This window comes from Mesorhizobium sp. WSM4840, from assembly GCF_055811755.1.
The window spans coordinates 41,085-56,017 of record NZ_JBVVQD010000016.1; the positions used below are offsets into that span (position 1 = coordinate 41,085).

Here is a 14,933-nt window from a genome sequence, read left to right on the forward strand (position 1 = left end):
AGCGTCCATCGCTTCGTCATCCTGGGGTCTCCGCGACGGAGCTTCGCTCCTGCTACGCCCAGGGATGACGAAGTTGAGGAGCTTCGGCCAATCTCGAACGTTTGCGATGGTTCACTCAACGAACCATGAAATCATGGCCACAAAGCAGGCCTGCAACCTGTCAAACTCGCTCACTTCGAGGAACTAATCGGCCAGTTCCGGCAGGTCGCGGAACAGCTCGAGCGCTTCGGGATTGGCCAGCGCCTCCTTGTTCTTGACAGCGCGGCCATGCACCATGTCGCGCACCGCGAGTTCGGTGATCTTGCCCGATTTGGTGCGTGGAATGTCGGCGACGGCGACGATTTTAGCCGGCACGTGGCGGGGGCTCGCGCCGCTGCGGATTTTCGCGCGAATGCGTTTTTGCAGCTCGGCATCGAGTTCAACGCCCGGAGCCAGCCGCACGAACAGCACAACGCGCACGTCGTTGTCGAAATCCTGGCCGATGCACAGCGCTTCCAGGATTTCCGGCATCTGCTCGACCTGATTGTAGATCTCCGCCGTGCCGATCCGCACCCCGCCCGGGTTGAGCGTCGCGTCGGAGCGGCCGTGGATGATCAGGCCGCCATGAGCGGTCCATTCGGCGAAGTCGCCGTGACACCAGACATTGTCGAAGCGCTCGAAATAGGCTGCGTGGTATTTCTTGCCTTCGGGATCATTCCAGAAGCCGATCGGCATCGCCGGAAACGCCTTGGTGCAGACGAGTTCACCCTTCTCCTGCCTGAGCGGGTGGCCGTCGTCGTCCCAGACATCGACGGCGAGGCCGAGACCAGGCCCCTGTATCTCTCCGGTCCATACCGGTTCGGTCGGCACGCCGAGCACGAAGCAGGAGACGATGTCAGTGCCGCCGGAGATCGAGGCGAGATGCACGTCCGTCTTGATGCCATCATAGACGAAGCGGAAGTCCTCGGGCGACAGTGGCGAGCCGGTGGAGGAGATCGTGCGCACGCTGGAAAGATCATGCGTTTTGATCGGTCTGAGGCCGGCCTTGCGCACGGAATCGATGAATTTGGCCGAGGTGCCGAAATAGGTCATCTTCTCGGCGTCGGCAAAATCGAACAGCACGTTGCCGTCGGGATAGAAGGGCGACCCGTCATAAAGCAGAAGGGTTGCACCCGATGCCAGGCCGGACACCAGCCAGTTCCACATCATCCAGCCGCAGGTGGTGAAATAAAAGAAGCGGTCGCCGTCGAGCAGGCCGGCGTGGAACCGTTCTTCCTTGACATGCTGGATCAGCGTTCCGCCGGCCGAATGGACGATGCATTTGGGGATGCCGGTCGTTCCGGAAGAAAACAGGATGTAGAGCGGATGCGCGAACGGCAACCGTTCGAAGGTTACGAGCTTGGCGGCAAAGGATGAGAGCGCCTCGTCCAGCGCAGTCGCCTTCTCTATGGTCGCCGCCACATCGGTCGACGTGCCGAGATAGTCGACGATCAGGATCTTGCCGACGGTGGGAAGCTTTGCGGCAACCGCCGCGATCTTGTCGGCGACCTCGATCGCCTTGCCATTATACCAGTAACCGTCGGGCGCGATGAAAACGACAGGCTCGATCTGACCGAACCGGTCCAGCACGCCCTGTTCGCCGAAATCGGGAGAACAGGACGACCAGACGGCGCCGATCGAGGCTGTCGCCAGCATGGCCGCGACCGTCTCCGGCATGTTGGGCATCATGGCGGCGATGCGGTCGCCCTGTTTCACCCCGAGCGACAGGAAAAGCTGCTGCAGCCGCGAGGTCAGCGCATGCAGCTCATTCCAGGAGAGCCGGCGCTCGACCTTGTCCTCGCCGCGAAAGACGATGGCATCACCGAGCCCGGTTTTCTTCAACAGGTTCTCGGCGAAGTTCAGCTTCGCGTCGGGAAAGAAGGCGGCGCCGGGCATTTTCTCGCCATCGACAAGCACGCGCCCGCCGCCACTGATCCCGCCACTGGCGCCCTTGTCGCCCACGATCCCGCAAAAATCCCAGACCAGGCTCCAGAATGCCTCGCGATCGTCGATCGACCAACGATGTAGATCGGCGTAGGAGGAAAAAACCTTGCCGGTTGCGGCCGTGGCGGCCTGCATGAAGGCAGTCATCGGCGCGGCGTCGACCTGGTCTTTCGTCGGTGCCCAGAGCGGTACGTCGCCGGCCATGATCGTTCCTCCTTAAAGCACGTCACGTTTGAAGAGATTCACGCGACGCGCTTTAGACTTTTGTTTTTATGTGTGCGTTATCCCAAGACGATTTTGGCGACATGCATTGGCATCGCTTATGCATATCGCGGCGCAGCAGAGCAAGATTTTGTTCGGCCGAGCGACGTGGATGTGCGCAAATGCCATCGCTGGGCCATAAAGACTTGAAATGCGTCAGCCGTGGGTTACACCCGTCGGGCGATTCTTGTCGGAACGGAAGCATACGGGGCGACATGTCATCACCTTTGATCCGGCGCGGAATATGGGCGATCGGCGTTGCCGTGCTCGTCATCGCGCTGGCCGTTGCCGCCCTTCCGCTGGTCGCCTCGACCCGCATCGTGCGCGACCGCATCGCCTGGGAAATGAGTGCATGGAGCGGTTTCAGGGTCAACATCGACGGGGCCCCGCGGATCGAGGTCTGGCCGAATTTCCGGGCCATCCTGTCCGACGTGACGCTTTCGCAATGGACAGAGAGCGACGCGCCGCCTGTGATCGAAGCCGAACGGGTCGAGGTCAATCTCTCCGCCATGGCGGCGTTGCAGGGCGATGTGGTGTTCTCGACGGCGCGGCTGATCCGGCCGACGATCAGGGTTCAACGCGCAGCACATGGATTTTTCCTGCCTGCCCTGCCTTCAGGCGGACGCATCACGCGTTCCATCGACATCGCTCGCGCCGTGGTCAGTGCCAATCCGGCCAAGCCGGACCTGAGCAAGCTGCCGGCTGATCCATTCGGCACCGTAGAGTTCAGGAACGGCCGCGTGGTGACCTCCGTCGATGGCAAGGACGCTGAGATACTGAGCAGCCTGAGCGGACAGGCGAACTGGGGTGCAATGAACAGCAATGCGACGCTGTCGGCGACCGGGATCTGGCGTGGCGAAAGCGTCGCTGTGGATGCCGCATCGTCGAACCCGCTGGTGCTGTTTGGGGGTGGTGCGGCGCCGATGACGCTTTCCTTCAAGGCGCCCCCTGCCAGTTTTTCCTTCGACGGCGTCGCCAGCATGTCCGAGAACGCCTATTTCGACGGCCAGGCGAAATTTGCCGCACCCTCGCTCAGGCGCGTGCTCGAATGGTCGCGGGCCGGCATCGCGCCGGGCGCGGCAATCGGCTCGGTTTCCGTTTCCAGCAAGGTTACGGCGACCTCCGGCCGCATTAAATTCGAAAACACCGAGATCGCTCTGGACGACAATCCGGGAATGGGTGCGCTGGACTTCTCCTTTGGCGAGGCGCGGCCGGTGATCGCCGGTACGCTCGCCTTCGAGACGCTCGACTTGCGGTCCTTTCTCTCCGCCTTCACACCCCTGGCGCCTACGAGCGGCGTTGGCCCCGGCGAAATCGACATAAGCGTCGCCGACCGGATCGATCTCGATCTCAGACTGTCGGCAGCTCAGGCCACCGCAGGCGCTATCCAGCTTGCCGACGTCGCTGCCGCCGCCCAGGTCAAGAACGGTCTTGCCGTCTTCGATATTTCCGATGCATCGGCCTTTGGCGGCAACATCCAGAGCAGTCTTCGTTTCGACCGCAAGCCGGGAGGCACGCAGGTCGAGATCAGGCTGCTCGCCTCCGACATCGACGGCGGCGCTTTTGGCACCGCAGCCGGAATGACGCGACTGGTGCCGATCGGCACGGGAACCGTTTCGGTCATCCTCAAGGGGCCGGGCAGAACCTGGGATTCCATTTTTGAAAACGCCGACGGCTCGGTTTCGGCGAAATTCGGCCAGGGCGCGTTGAGCCGGTTCAACCTGCCGGCGTTTCTCAAACACAACGAACAGGGCGGGTTCTTCGCGCTCGACGATATCTCCGACGGAACGCTGCCGATCGACGGGGCAGAACTCAAGGCGAGCATCTCGAACGGTGTAGCGAAGATCGACAAGGCCGAAGCGAATTCGGCGAAGTACAAGATCTGGCTTTCCGGCATCGCCTCCTACGCCGGGCGCGGGCTGGCGCTGTCCGGCGGCATCATTCAGGCGGACCAGCCAGCCACGCAGACAAATAACCAGGGTCCCAACCAGTCTTCGTTCTTCGTCGGCGGAACGTGGAGCACGCCGTTCATTTCGCCGATAAGCCGCGGGGTTTCCGGAAAGTAGGCAGCGAGGCTGCCGCGGTCGTCGTCAGGAGTGCTTCCTGCCGGCTTTTCACCCACGCTGCGCGGCCTGCTCGTCCCGCTGGCGCTGCACCTCGCGACGCTTGTTGGCGAGCGAAGCGATGATGACGCCGACCGCCACGACCGCGATCAGGATGGTGCAGGCGGCGTTGATCTCCGGCGTCACACCGAGACGAACCTGGCTGTAGATCTTCATCGGCAGCGTGGTGGCGCCGGGCCCTGAGGTGAAGCTGGCGATGACCAGATCGTCGAGCGACAATGTGAACGCCAGCATCCAGCCAGACACAATCGCCGGCATGATGACCGGCAGCGTGATCTGGAAGAAGGTCTTCACCGGCGGCGCGCCAAGATCCATCGCGGCCTCTTCCAGCGAGCGGTCGAACGTGATCAAGCGCGACTGCACGACGACGGCGACGAAGCACATGGTCAGGGTGATATGGGCAAGCGTGACGGTGAGAAAGCCGCGGTCGAGACCGACGGCGACGAAGAGCAGCAGCAGCGACAGGCCGGTGATGACTTCCGGCATGACCAGCGGCGCAAACACCATGCCGGAAAACAGCGTCCGGCCCTTGAAGCGCGTGTAGCGGGTCAAGGTGAGAGCTGCCAGCGTGCCGAGCACGGTCGCCACGGTGGCCGAGATGACGGCGACGCGGGCCGTTACCCAGGTGGCGTCCATGAGGCCCCGGTTGTGGAACAGCGAGACGTACCATTTGGTCGAGAAGCCGCCCCAGACAGTGACCAGTTTCGACTCGTTGAAGGAGAAGACGACGAGCAGGACGATCGGCAGGTAAAGAAAGGCAAAGCCGAGCACGATCGAAGTGATATTGAAGCGGCTCCAAGTCGGGTTCATTTGTCCTGCTCCTGGGCGCGGGCCTGGGCCCGCTGGAAGAGCATGATCGGCACGATCAGCAGCAACAGCAGGATGACGGCGACGGCCGACGACACCGGCCAGTCGCGATTGGCGAAGAACTCGTTCCACAGCGTCTTGCCGATCATCAGCGTCTGCGAGCCGCCGAGCAGGTCGGGAATGACGAACTCGCCGACGGCGGGAATAAACACCAGCAGGCAGCCGGCGATGACGCCAGGCAGCGACAGCGGAAAGGTGATCTTCCAGAAGGCGCTGGTCGGCGGGCAACCGAGGTCCTTGGCCGCCTCGATCAGCGAATAATCCATTTTCTCGAGGGCGGAATAAAGCGGCAGCACCATGAACGGCAGATAGGAATAGACGATGCCGATGAAGATTGCCGTGTAGGTGTTGAGGATGATCAGCGGCTGGCTGATGACGCCGGTGGCGAGCAGCAGCTGGTTGAGCAGCCCCTCGGGCTTGAGGATGCCGATCCAGGCGTAGACGCGGATCAGGAACGAGGTCCAGAACGGCAGGATCACCAGCATCAGCAAAGTCGGGCGCAGCATCGCCGGCGCGCGGGCCATGCCATAGGCGATCGGGTAGCCGACAAGCAATGTCAGCACCGTCGAAATGGCGGCGACAACGACGCTCGTCACATAGGCGTTGACGTAGAGCGCGTCCTGCGTCAGCCATGTGTAGTTATCGATGCTGAGCTGTTTCAGCTGAGCAAAAAAACCGGAAAGCCCATCCCCGAAGCCAAGTACCGGCGTGTAGGGCGGTATAGCGATCGCCGTCTGCGACAGCGAAATCTTGAAGACGATGACGAACGGAATGAGGAAGAAGAAGACCAGCCAGAGATAGGGGATGATGATGACAAGGCGGCCAACGAAGGCCTCGCCCAGTCTGGCCAGGGCGGATTTGCCCGCGTCGGCGGCCCGAGAGCTTGTTGCAGCGGTGACAGCGGCATTCGACATGACCGCCTCTATCGCGTCAGCACGACGCCGGCGTCCGGCCTGAACGACACCCAGGCACGGTCGTTCCAGCTCAGCGGATCCTCGGTGATGCGGGCCGCGTTCATCGTGCTGGCCCGCACCACGTGGCCGTCGTCCAGCCTGACGTGATAGACGGTCATGTCGCCGAGATAGGCGATATCGTAGACCTCGCCTTCGATGGCGTTGACAGCGCCCGCCGGTCTCGTCGAGGATATCTTGATCTTCTCCGGCCTGATGGCGAAGGCGACGGCCGCGCCGGTGGCGGCATCGCCGGCATTCTCGGCCCGGATGGTGATGCCGTTGCCCGCATCGATGCTTGCCGCGCCGGCCTCGCCATGCGCAATCTTGCCTTCGAACATGTTGACGTTGCCGACAAAGCCGGCGACGAAACGGGAGCCCGGCGCCTCGTAGACTTCCGCCGGCGTCGCTACCTGCATCACCTCGCCCTTGTCGATGATGGCGATACGGTCGGCCATGGTCATCGCCTCTTCCTGGTCGTGGGTGACGACGACGAAGGTGAGGCCGAGTGACTGCTGCAGGTCCATCAGCTCGAACTGTGTTTCCTCGCGCAGCTTCTTGTCCAGCGCGCCCAGAGGCTCGTCGAGCAGCAGCACCTTCGGCCGCTTGGCGACCGAGCGGGCAAGCGCGACGCGCTGGCGCTGGCCGCCGGACAGTTGGTGCGGCTTGCGCTTGGCGAACTGCTCGAGCTTGACCAGCTTCAGCATCTCTCCAACGCGCGCCGCGATCTCGGGCTTCGGCATGCCGTCCTGCTTGAGGCCGAAGGCGATGTTGTTCTCGACCGTCATATGTGGGAACAGCGCATAGGACTGGAACATCATGTTGACCGGCCGCCGGTATGGCGGGATGCCGCGCAGATCCTGGCCATCGAGCAGGATGCGGCCGGCGGTCGGCTCCTCGAATCCGGCGAGCATCCGCAAAAGCGTCGATTTTCCACAGCCCGACGCCCCGAGCAGGGCAAAAAACTCGCGCTCGAATATGGTCAGCGACAAATTGTTGACGGCGGTGAAGTCACCGAACTGCTTGGTGACCTTGTCGAACTGGATGTATGGCTTGGCGTTCGGGTCGTTCCACGGCGCGAAATCCCTGCGGATGCTGCCAAGCGATTTCATATCCCACTCCGTCCTGCGTCCTATCCCCAGAAGATTTGACCCCGGCAGCACCTGCCGGGGTCGTTGATTGTCGCTTACTGCCCGGTGACGATCTTGGTCCAGGTGCGGGTGACGACGCGCTGGGTCTTGGAATCGTAGGGGGCGATGGTGAACAGCTTCGCCAGCGTCGCCTCGTCCGGGTAGATCGCCGGATCCTCGAGTATCTCCTTGTTGATGAACTGCTGCGACGCCTTGTTGCCGTTGGCGTAGAAGACGTAGTTGCTCGACTTGGCGATCACCTCCGGCTTCATCATGTAATTCAGGAATTCATGCGCCTCGGCGACATGCGGCGCGTCGGCCGGGATCGCCATCTGGTCAAACCACATTTCGGCACCTTCCTTCGGCACGGAATAGCCGATCTCGACGCCCTGATTTGCCTCCGTCGCACGGTCGCGCGCCTGGAACACGTCGCCCGACCAGCCGACGGCCAGGCAGATGTCGCCATTGGCCAGGGCGTTGATGTATTCCGACGAGTGGAACTTGCGGATGTAAGGCCTGATCTTCAGCATCAGTTCTTCCGCCTTGGCGAAATCGTCCAGCGACGTGGTCTCGGGATCGATACCCAGATATTTGAAGGCGTTCGGGAGGATGTCGCTCGGAGAGTCGAGGACATAGACGCCGCAATCCTTCAGCTTGGTCAGCTTTTCCGGGTTGAAGAACACGTCCCAGCTATCGATCTTGTCGGTGCCGAGCGCTTCCTGCACCTTCTTGATGTTATAGCCGAGGCCGACCGTGCCCCACATGTAGTTGATCGAATATTCGTTGCCGGGATCGTACTTGGCTGTGCGCTCCGAAACGACTTCCCACATGTTGGAAATGTTGGGCAGCTTGGACTTGTCGAGCTTCTGGAACACACCTGCCTGGATCTGGCGTGCGAGGAAATTGGCGGTCGGCACGACGACGTCGTAGCCGCTGCCGCCGGCAAGCAGTTTCGTCTCCAGGAGCTCGTTGGAATCGAAGGTGTCGTAGGTGACCTTGATGCCCGTTTCCTTGGTGAAATCCTCGATAATCGAGCTGTCGATGTAATCCGACCAGTTATAGACATTGACGACGCGGTCCTGGGCATGAGCGCCGAGGGTGAAAAGCGTCAGAAATGCCGAGGTCGCCGAAAGCCAGAATGCTTTGCGGGTCATGAGTGTCTCCTTTGATGAGTGTTCCATCGCCAGCTCGTCGCGGGGCTGCGCGGCTGGGCGTTTGCTTCAGATTATTGGGCTTTCCGACAAGCGACAAGCGCGAACCGCCGACACCCTGGTGGTTCGATGTGCAGCGGCCGAGTCCCCCGTTCCCATGTCGTGATCCAGGTGGCATTCCGGCGCCGTCAAAGGCTCTCGCCACGGCGCGGGCAGGGATACGACGATGTTGTCCGGTCTCGGTCGGGCCGGAGGGGAGACTTGGCAAGATGAGCCTGTCTTGTTGTTGCCGTATTTGCAGCCTGCCCGCGCGGCTGCGCCATTGTCAATGGCTCATCTCGCTTTGGCGCGTGCGCTGCAATCAATTAGGCGACGGCATGCCGGTGACACCCGGCCGCACCGGCCGCGCCTGACGCTTGAATTCGAGCCCGATATGGACGAGCAGCGCCGTGACCACCACCGCGCCGCCAAGGATGGTGCGTCCCGACGGCACCTCGGAATGGATGAGCCAGACCCAGATCGGGCCGAGGATCGGCTCGAAAGTGCCGAGCAGTGCTGCGATCGCTGCTGGAACGAGCCGGGCGCCGGTGGCGAAGAAGGCAAGGCCGAGACCCAGATTGACCACGCCGAATGCAAACAGGAAGCCCATGTCGCTGCTGGAAACGCCGAATTGCGACGCCTGCGACGCGGCGAATGCGGCGGCAAGCATCGTGCCGAGGCAGGTCGCCGGCGTCATGCGCACATGGGCAAAGCGTCGCGTGATGACGGTGGCGATCGAAAACATCACGGCGATGAGCAGCGCCAAGCCGTCGCCGATAGGCGACACGGCGCCATCAAGCGACTCCGATACCATGATGGCAACGCCGGCAATGACGGCTGCAATCGCCACCCAGGTCGCCACGGCTACCCGTTCGCGAAACAGCACCCAGGCAAACAGCGCCGCCAGGAGCGGCACGCCTGCCTGCATCAAAAGGATATTGGCGACGGTGGTGTAGGCAAGCGCCACGACGAACGAGGTCGATGCGGTGGCGAAGCAGAACGCCACGGCAAGGCCGGGCAGGCCCATGCCGCGGAACAACCTTACCGTGCCGTGCCAGCCGTCGCGCCAGATCATGAAGCAGATGAGGAAGGCGGCGGCCCAGACCGAGCGCCAGAACACCACCGTCCAGCTGTCCCCGGCGTCGATGAAACGGGCGATGGCGCCGCCGAAACTCCACATCAGCGCCGACAGGAATATCAACAGGAGCCCGACACGCTCGTCACGCGGCGAGACAGCAGGGGAGACGGCTATCGCTGATGATGAATCGGTCATGAGTGCGACTGTCGGCGATTTCGGGGCAGCACGATGCATAGCGGACGACAGAAACGTGCATTAATCGCGTAACGCAAAGACGAAGGTCGGGCGTGATCCAGCGCCGTATTCCGTTTGGCGCACTGACTAGCGCAGGGACGAGGCAAGACGGTCGGGCGGAGCTGGCAGGGATAGTTTACGATGCGAGGCTGGACGGCTACTGCGTGACAAGAGAAGCCCCGTGACCGACGTAAATAACATGTATAGGGCGACCCATGGATGAGCCATTCTACAAGACGGCTGCGATTGGCTATGACGAGCTGTTCGCCCGCGCAACGAACTCGTTCATCCCATCCTTGCTGAAGGCAGCGCAAATTGCGCCTGCCCATCGGGTGCTCGACGTCGCAACGGGTACAGGAGCAGCAGCGCAAGCTGCAGCGATCGTGGTAGGCCCATCCGGCTCTGTCACTGCCGGCGATATCTCGCCGGCCATGCTCGAATCTGCCAAACGCAATTTGAAGAACCAGCCAATCATCCTCGCAAGGTTTGACGCTCACGCGCTCCCTTACGAGGATTGTCGGTTCGATGCGGTGATCTGTCAGCTTGGGCTCATGTTCTTCTCAGACCCGCTTGGAGCGCTTTCTGAGTTTCGTCGGGTTCTGCGCCCCAACGGCTGGACTGCAGTTAGCGTGACGACGACGCCGGAGCGCTCGCTGTTCGCCAGAATAGGCGCGGTAATCGCCCGTTGCGCACCTGAAAAAGCCGAAAAGCTAAATCGCTTCTTCTCCATCCCTGACGCGACATGCTTGCATTCCTTGCTCCACCGCGCCGGGTTTCAAGAGGTCTATGTCCAGCTTGAAACTCGGCCCATCAAATTCTCATCTTTCGACGATTATTTCAGCGGAATCACCAAAGGAGCAACATTGAGCGGTCAGGAGTATGTCCAGCTTCCTCCAGACATGCAGGTCACAGTGCGCGAGGAAGTCTGGCGCGGGCTGGCTTCGCCGAGCGTTGGAGAGCCGCTGACGATTGAGATGGACGTTCTGATAGGCAGCGGTGGGCGATAGAACAATGCGCCGAGCGCAATTTGATGGAAACGCTGTGCCCGTCACTGGAAATCGAACGCGCTTAGTCCGGTCACCATCTCGTCAAGGCCGAGCGGGCGCGTCACCGGCGGCTCGGCGCGGGCGAGGCAGCCGATGCGTTCACACAGCCGGCAGGCCGGGCCAATCGGCGTGGCCGGATTGGCGCCCTGTCCGGCTTTTCCGGTCGCGGCGGCGGCTGCCCCCGGCAGTGCCGCGCCGTAGACGATCTCGTCACGAAAGCCGATATCGCAGCCCAACAGAAGGGCGGTACGGCGCGGTCGCTCCGAAAACGAGCCTTGCGGTCCTTCGAGCGTGCGGGCGACGCAGAGGAACTCGGCGCCATCGGGCATTTCCACCGCCTCTACGAAGATCTGGCCGGGCTGGGTAAAGGCGGCATGCACGGGAAGCTTCGGACAGCCGCCGCCGAAGCGGCTTTGCGGAAAACCCTGGCTGCCCGCCTTGCGGAAGCGGTTGCCGGCATTATCGACCTCGAGCATGAAGAACGGCACGCCCGGCGTGCCCGGCCGCTGCAGCATGGTCAGGCGGTTCGCCGCCTGCTCGAAGGAGACGCCGAAGCGCGAGCGCAGCACGTCGATGTCGTAACGCGCGCGTACCGCGGCTGCGTGAAAGGATTGATAGGGCATCATCAGCGCGTGGGCGGCGTAGCGGCCAAGCTCGAAGCGGGCAAGCCGGCGGGCTTCATCCGTGGTCAGCTTCAGCGCCTGGATCTCGCTTGCCACCGCGACCGTCATGCGGATCAGGCAGGCCTCCATCGCCACCTCGCGCAACTGATCGAACGGCGACAGGCGCTCGGACAGAAACAGGCGTTGCGAGTGGCGGTCGTAGCGGCGGCGCCAGTTCGGCATGGTGGCGACCGGCAGCACCTTGACGACGATGGCGTATTCGCGCTTCAGCCAGGCCTTCAACGCACCGAACAGATCGTCGCCGGGATCGAGAACCGACGTGAATGCCTCGGCCTCCTCTTCGAGCGCGGCAAAATGGTTCGGCCGGCGCTCGAAAATCTCGTGCACCTCGTCGATCGGCAAGCGGGCGCCGGAGAGTGCCGTCGCTTTGCCCTCACGCGCGAGAAGCTCGTTGAGGTCGGAAAGGCGCTCGGCCTGCTCGCGATAGGCGCGAAACAGTTTTATCACCGCGGCGGAAGCGTTGGGCGCCGCCTCTGCAAGCTCGATCAGTTCCTGGTCACCAGGCAATTCGCCGACCAGCAGCGGGTCTGAAAATACTTCCTTCAAGGCAGCGACCGACCCCCGAGCCTCGCCCTGCAATTCATGCGGGTCGACCTTGTAGACGGATGCCAGCTTGAGGATCAGCTGAACCGTCAGCGGCCGCTGGTTGCGCTCGATGAGATTGAGGTAGGACGGCGAGATGCGGAGCCCTTCGGCCATCGCGGTCTGGGTCAGGCCCTTGGCGCTGCGGATGCGGCGGATGCGCGGCCCGGCGAAGATCTTCTGATCGGCCACTCGTCTGTCCTTGACAGAAATTTACATGACTCTGCACGGCGATGCCATGCCGGCTTTTTTACAATCATGACAAATTTACAGCGTCTAGTTGTCAAACGCAACACAAGTTTTCTCTTATTTTCCAGCCAATCCGCCGGTTTTTCTCGCCTGCTTCGCGCCAGAATGTAAATGCTGTCACACCAAAACGACGCAGAAATCTCCATGAGGCGGCGTTTCCATCCCAGCAGCGATTTACTCGGAGTGACCAATGACCGATTTTTACAACCTCGTCCCCTCGGCGCCGGAAGGCCGCTTCGACGGCATCGAGCGGCCCTACTCGCCGGACGACGTGAAGCGGCTGCGCGGTTCGGTCCAGATCCGGCAGAGCCTCGCCGAAATGGGCGCCAACCGGCTCTGGCAGCTCATCCACGAAGAGGACTTCGTCAACGCGCTCGGCGCCATGTCGGGCAATCAGGCGATGCAGCAGGTCCGGGCCGGGCTGAAGGCGATCTACCTGTCTGGATGGCAGGTCGCCGCCGACGCCAACACGGCATCCGCCATGTATCCGGACCAATCGCTTTATCCCGCCAATGCGGCGCCCGAACTGGTCAAGCGCATCAACCGCACCCTGCAGCGCGCCGACCAGATCGAGACCTCCGAAGGCAAGGGACTTTCGGTCGACACCTGGTTCGCGCCTGTTGTCGCCGATGCGGAAGCCGGCTTCGGCGGACCGCTCAATGCCTTCGAGATCATGAAGGCCTTCATCGAGGCGGGTGCCGCCGGCGTCCACTACGAGGACCAGCTGGCGTCGGAGAAGAAATGCGGCCATCTCGGCGGCAAGGTGCTGATCCCGACCGCCGCACACATCCGCAACCTCAACGCCGCGCGACTTGCCGCCGACGTAATGGGCACGCCGACGCTGGTCGTCGCACGCACCGACGCGGAAGCGGCAAAGCTGCTCACCTCCGACATCGACGAGCGCGACCAGCCCTTCGTCGACTATGGCGCCGGCCGCACGGTGGAGGGCTTCTATCACGTCAGAAACGGCATCGAGCCTTGCATCGCGCGGGCCGTCGCCTACGCGCCCTACGCCGACCTGATCTGGTGCGAAACCTCCAAGCCCGATCTGGCGCAGGCCAAGAAGTTCGCCGAGGGCGTGCACAGGCACCATCCCGGCAAGCTTCTCGCCTATAATTGCTCGCCGTCGTTCAACTGGAAGAAGAACCTCGACGACGCCACGATCGCCAGGTTCCAGAAGGAACTCGGCGCCATGGGCTACAAGTTCCAGTTCATCACGCTGGCCGGTTTTCACCAGCTCAATTTCGGCATGTTCGAACTCGCCCGCGGCTACAAGGCGCGGCAAATGGCGGCTTATTCCGAGCTGCAGGAGGCTGAATTCGCGGCGGAAGCCCACGGCTACACCGCGACCAAGCACCAGCGCGAAGTCGGCACCGGCTATTTCGACGCCGTGTCGATGGCGATCACCGGTGGCCGGTCTTCGACCACGGCGATGCATGAATCGACCGAGCACGCCCAGTTCAAACCGGCGGCAGAATAGCCAGCAACGCAACAAAATAGAGGAACGCCCCAAAGGGGTATGAAGGAGAAGACCAATGGCATCGATAAGCCGCGTCAAGGAACGGGCCGAAGAACAGGCCACCACCATGACCGTCGACCAGCAAGCGACCATCCGCATGCTGGCGAATGACCTGCACAGGCTCAACCAGTCGGTGATGAAGGCGGTCGAGGCCGGTGTGTCGGTGGAGCTGGTGCGCTCGGCACGGCACCATGGCGGCGACGGCAACTGGGGCGACCTGCTGATCCCGGTGATCGTCACCCAGCGGAGCCTCGGCTGACCGAAATCCGACCGAAGCCTGTCGGTGGATCCAGCATCACCTGCGCAGTCTCTGCGCAGGTGATCTGCGTCTGCAGGACCAGTTTGCATAGGGGCAAGAACAGAACTCGCTTTAAATTTTAACGTTTCTTGCGATATTTTGGATATCCGCCATTTCAGCTTGACACAGGCAGCGATCTCACTGCAATTGTTTCTAAAGTTTCAACCCTGCATTGAAACCAGACGAGTGCCCCCACGCTCATGCGCCCCATGAACCGCGACCCCAGAACCGTAAGCCACCTGACTTGGGGGAGCCGGAATGTGGACCCCGAGATGCTCACGGACTTCACCCGCGTGCTCGTCGTCGGGAAGTCGCCGGTCAACCGGGTGGTGGTTTCGAAAATCGTCGAACGATCCGGGCTCAAACCGATCTCGGAATCGCCCGAAACGGCAGCAACGACGTTGCGATCGCTCATTCCCGGAGCTGTCGTCCTCGATGGCGGAGCGGACAACAAGGACTGCGACGCGCTGATGTCCGGTATCGATGCGCTGCGACGCGCCTCGGGCAGGCCGCTTCCCTCGGTGATCCTGCTTTCGACCAAGAACGGCACACCGGAGAGCCTTGGCCTGTCGAGCGTCATCGATGCGGTGGTCGTCAAACCGATCACGACCGAACGGCTGCAGCCGGTGATCGACCACCTGATCGGGCTCGGACGTAACTAGCCAGCATCCGATCCGGCTCACACGCCCTTCCTTGCTTCTTGCGATCGGATCTGGATATCTCTATGTCAGTAGGTGACCGCCTGACAGCGAACCCAGTCC

12 protein-coding genes are annotated in these 14,933 nt (G+C 62.1%); 5 read left to right on the forward strand and 7 right to left on the reverse strand.

Annotated features, from left to right (window positions below):
• Positions 1–183 precede the first annotated feature (183 nt).
• Positions 184–2,166, reverse strand: coding sequence for an acetoacetate--CoA ligase (locus AC0L3I_RS21225; RefSeq protein ID WP_473528112.1), 1,983 nt, complete (start codon positions 2,164–2,166; stop codon positions 184–186).
• A gap of 272 nt (positions 2,167–2,438) precedes the next feature.
• Between AC0L3I_RS21225 and AC0L3I_RS21230 the strand changes: the two genes are divergently transcribed.
• Positions 2,439–4,289: an AsmA family protein gene (locus tag AC0L3I_RS21230; RefSeq protein WP_123146706.1), complete on the forward strand. Its 1,851-nt coding sequence runs from the start codon at positions 2,439–2,441 to the stop codon at positions 4,287–4,289.
• A gap of 48 nt (positions 4,290–4,337) precedes the next feature.
• Here AC0L3I_RS21230 and AC0L3I_RS21235 read toward each other — a convergent pair whose 3' ends face one another.
• The 5 genes from AC0L3I_RS21235 to AC0L3I_RS21255 form a co-directional block, all read right to left on the reverse strand.
• The gene (locus AC0L3I_RS21235; RefSeq protein WP_473487166.1) at positions 4,338–5,156 is read right to left on the reverse strand and encodes an ABC transporter permease; all 819 of its coding nucleotides are present in this window, start codon (positions 5,154–5,156) and stop codon (positions 4,338–4,340) included.
• A complete protein-coding gene (locus tag AC0L3I_RS21240; protein WP_473528113.1) occupies positions 5,153–6,127 on the reverse strand; it encodes an ABC transporter permease subunit in 975 nt (324 codons plus the stop codon). The genes AC0L3I_RS21235 and AC0L3I_RS21240 overlap by 4 nt, the downstream gene beginning before the upstream one ends.
• An 8-nt stretch (positions 6,128–6,135) precedes the next feature.
• Complete coding sequence (locus AC0L3I_RS21245; protein ID WP_473528114.1) at positions 6,136–7,275, reverse strand: ABC transporter ATP-binding protein; 1,140 nt, start codon at positions 7,273–7,275, stop codon at positions 6,136–6,138.
• A gap of 74 nt (positions 7,276–7,349) precedes the next feature.
• Entirely contained in the window at positions 7,350–8,447 is a 1,098-nt protein-coding gene (locus AC0L3I_RS21250; RefSeq protein WP_473528115.1) for a polyamine ABC transporter substrate-binding protein, read from the reverse strand.
• Between the two features lie 358 nt (positions 8,448–8,805).
• Positions 8,806–9,756, reverse strand: coding sequence for a DMT family transporter (locus AC0L3I_RS21255; protein ID WP_473528116.1), 951 nt, complete (start codon positions 9,754–9,756; stop codon positions 8,806–8,808).
• A gap of 254 nt (positions 9,757–10,010) precedes the next feature.
• On the opposite strand from AC0L3I_RS21255, the gene AC0L3I_RS21260 reads away from it, so the two are divergent.
• Entirely contained in the window at positions 10,011–10,802 is a 792-nt protein-coding gene (locus AC0L3I_RS21260) for a class I SAM-dependent methyltransferase (RefSeq protein ID WP_473528117.1), read from the forward strand.
• A gap of 41 nt (positions 10,803–10,843) precedes the next feature.
• Here AC0L3I_RS21260 and AC0L3I_RS21265 read toward each other — a convergent pair whose 3' ends face one another.
• Positions 10,844–12,298 carry a helix-turn-helix domain-containing protein gene (locus AC0L3I_RS21265; protein ID WP_473528118.1) on the reverse strand — a complete coding sequence of 485 codons (1,455 nt, stop codon included), beginning with the start codon at positions 12,296–12,298 and terminating at the stop codon, positions 10,844–10,846.
• Between the two features lie 247 nt (positions 12,299–12,545).
• Here AC0L3I_RS21265 and aceA point away from each other — a divergent pair, with 247 nt between their 5' ends.
• The 3 genes from aceA (at position 12,546) to AC0L3I_RS21280 (ending at position 14,834) form a co-directional block, all read left to right on the forward strand.
• Complete coding sequence (gene aceA / locus AC0L3I_RS21270; RefSeq protein ID WP_123146699.1) at positions 12,546–13,835, forward strand: isocitrate lyase; 1,290 nt, start codon at positions 12,546–12,548, stop codon at positions 13,833–13,835.
• 55 nt (positions 13,836–13,890) lie between these two features.
• Positions 13,891–14,133 (forward strand): SMc00767 family acetate metabolism repressor, encoded by a 243-nt coding sequence (locus AC0L3I_RS21275; protein WP_077379645.1) that lies wholly within the window; start codon positions 13,891–13,893, stop codon positions 14,131–14,133.
• Between the two features lie 311 nt (positions 14,134–14,444).
• Entirely contained in the window at positions 14,445–14,834 is a 390-nt protein-coding gene (locus AC0L3I_RS21280) for a response regulator (protein ID WP_244602699.1), read from the forward strand.
• Positions 14,835–14,933: the final 99 nt, after the last annotated feature.